Source organism: Erwinia sp. 009765445 (assembly GCF_058137865.1).
Window position 1 is genome coordinate 1 of the sequence record NZ_JBYUWC010000047.1, and the last position, 1,792, is coordinate 1,792.

Sequence of the window (1,792 nt, forward strand, 5' to 3'; positions counted from 1 at the left end):
TCCTCCAGTTAGTGTTACCCAACCTTCAACCTGCCCATGGCTAGATCACCGGGTTTCGGGTCTATACCCTGCAACTTAACGCCCAGTTAAGACTCGGTTTCCCTGCGGCTCCCCTATACGGTTAACCTTGCTACAGAATATAAGTCGCTGACCCATTATACAAAAGGTACGCAGTCACACCACGAAGGTGCTCCCACTGCTTGTACGTACACGGTTTCAGGTTCTCTTTCACTCCCCTCGCCGGGGTTCTTTTCGCCTTTCCCTCACGGTACTGGTTCACTATCGGTCAGTCAGGAGTATTTAGCCTTGGAGGATGGTCCCCCCATATTCAGACAGGATACCACGTGTCCCGCCCTACTCATCGAACTCACAGTAAGTGCATTTTTGTGTACGGGAGTGTCACCCTGTACCCTGCGACTTTCCAGACGCTTCCACTAATGCACAAACTGATTCAGGTTCTGGGCTGTTCCCCGTTCGCTCGCCGCTACTGGGGGAATCTCGGTTGATTTCTTTTCCTCGGGGTACTTAGATGTTTCAGTTCCCCCGGTTCGCCTCGCAACACTATGTATTCATGTTGCGATAGTGCAACGGATTGCACTGGGTTTCCCCATTCGGGTATCGCCGGTTGTAACGGTTCATATCACCTTACCGGCGCTTTTCGCAGATTAGCACGCCCTTCATCGCCTCTGACTGCCAGGGCATCCACCGTGTACGCTTAGTCACTTAACCTCACAACCCACAAGCGTCCCGGAGGACACGTTGTCAGCTGTAAGCATTTGAGAGACTCGAACATATCGTTGATTTCATTCTTATTACGGAGAATGAAAACGACATGTCGTTTCAATTTTCAGCTTGTTCCGGATTGTTAAAGAGCATAATACTTCGCAGCATACCGTTGCCGGTACACTCTGAAGTATTGTTGTAAACTGCATGGTGGAGCTAAGCGGGATCGAACCGCTGACCTCCTGCGTGCAAGGCAGGCGCTCTCCCAGCTGAGCTATAGCCCCATACAGTTACTGCAGAGACCACTACTACCCACTCGCGAGGAGTAACATTACTTTTTCAGGAGAAATGTAATTTCTTCTCAGGCAAGGCATGCGGAAGGGAAGTTTACTTCAGGTAAACGACCGCGCGCATAACGCCGCATGAGATGAAATTTGGTAGGCCTGAGTGGACTTGAACCACCGACCTCACCCTTATCAGGGGTGCGCTCTAACCACCTGAGCTACAAGCCTGTAGAGGTTTTTCTGCTCGTTACTTTTCTATCAGACAATCTGTTGTGGACACTGCGAAGGAAGGTATCTTCAGGTAAGGAGGTGATCCAACCGCAGGTTCCCCTACGGTTACCTTGTTACGACTTCACCCCAGTCATGAATCACAAAGTGGTAAGCGCCCTCCCGAAGGTTAAGCTACCTACTTCTTTTGCAACCCACTCCCATGGTGTGACGGGCGGTGTGTACAAGGCCCGGGAACGTATTCACCGTGGCATTCTGATCCACGATTACTAGCGATTCCGACTTCACGGAGTCGAGTTGCAGACTCCGATCCGGACTACGACGCACTTTATGAGGTCCGCTTGCTCTCGCGAGGTCGCTTCTCTTTGTATGCGCCATTGTAGCACGTGTGTAGCCCTGGCCGTAAGGGCCATGATGACTTGACGTCATCCCCACCTTCCTCCGGTTTATCACCGGCAGTCTCCTTTGAGTTCCCGACCGAATCGCTGGCAACAAAGGATAAGGGTTGCGCTCGTTGCGGGACTTAACCCAACATTTCACAACACGAGCTGACGACA

2 tRNA genes and 2 rRNA genes are annotated in these 1,792 nt (G+C 51.6%); all 4 read right to left on the bottom strand.

The annotated features are described in order from the left end of the window. A 23S ribosomal RNA gene (locus tag AC3Y5R_RS24090) occupies positions 1-729 on the bottom strand; the annotation flags it as partial. 202 nt (positions 730-931) lie between these two features. After that, positions 932-1,007, bottom strand: a tRNA-Ala gene (locus AC3Y5R_RS24095). A 151-nt stretch (positions 1,008-1,158) separates the two neighbouring features. Further along, a tRNA-Ile gene (locus AC3Y5R_RS24100) sits at positions 1,159-1,235 on the bottom strand. A 74-nt stretch (positions 1,236-1,309) separates the two neighbouring features. Then, positions 1,310-1,792: ribosomal RNA gene (locus AC3Y5R_RS24105) — 16S ribosomal RNA — on the bottom strand; the annotation flags it as partial.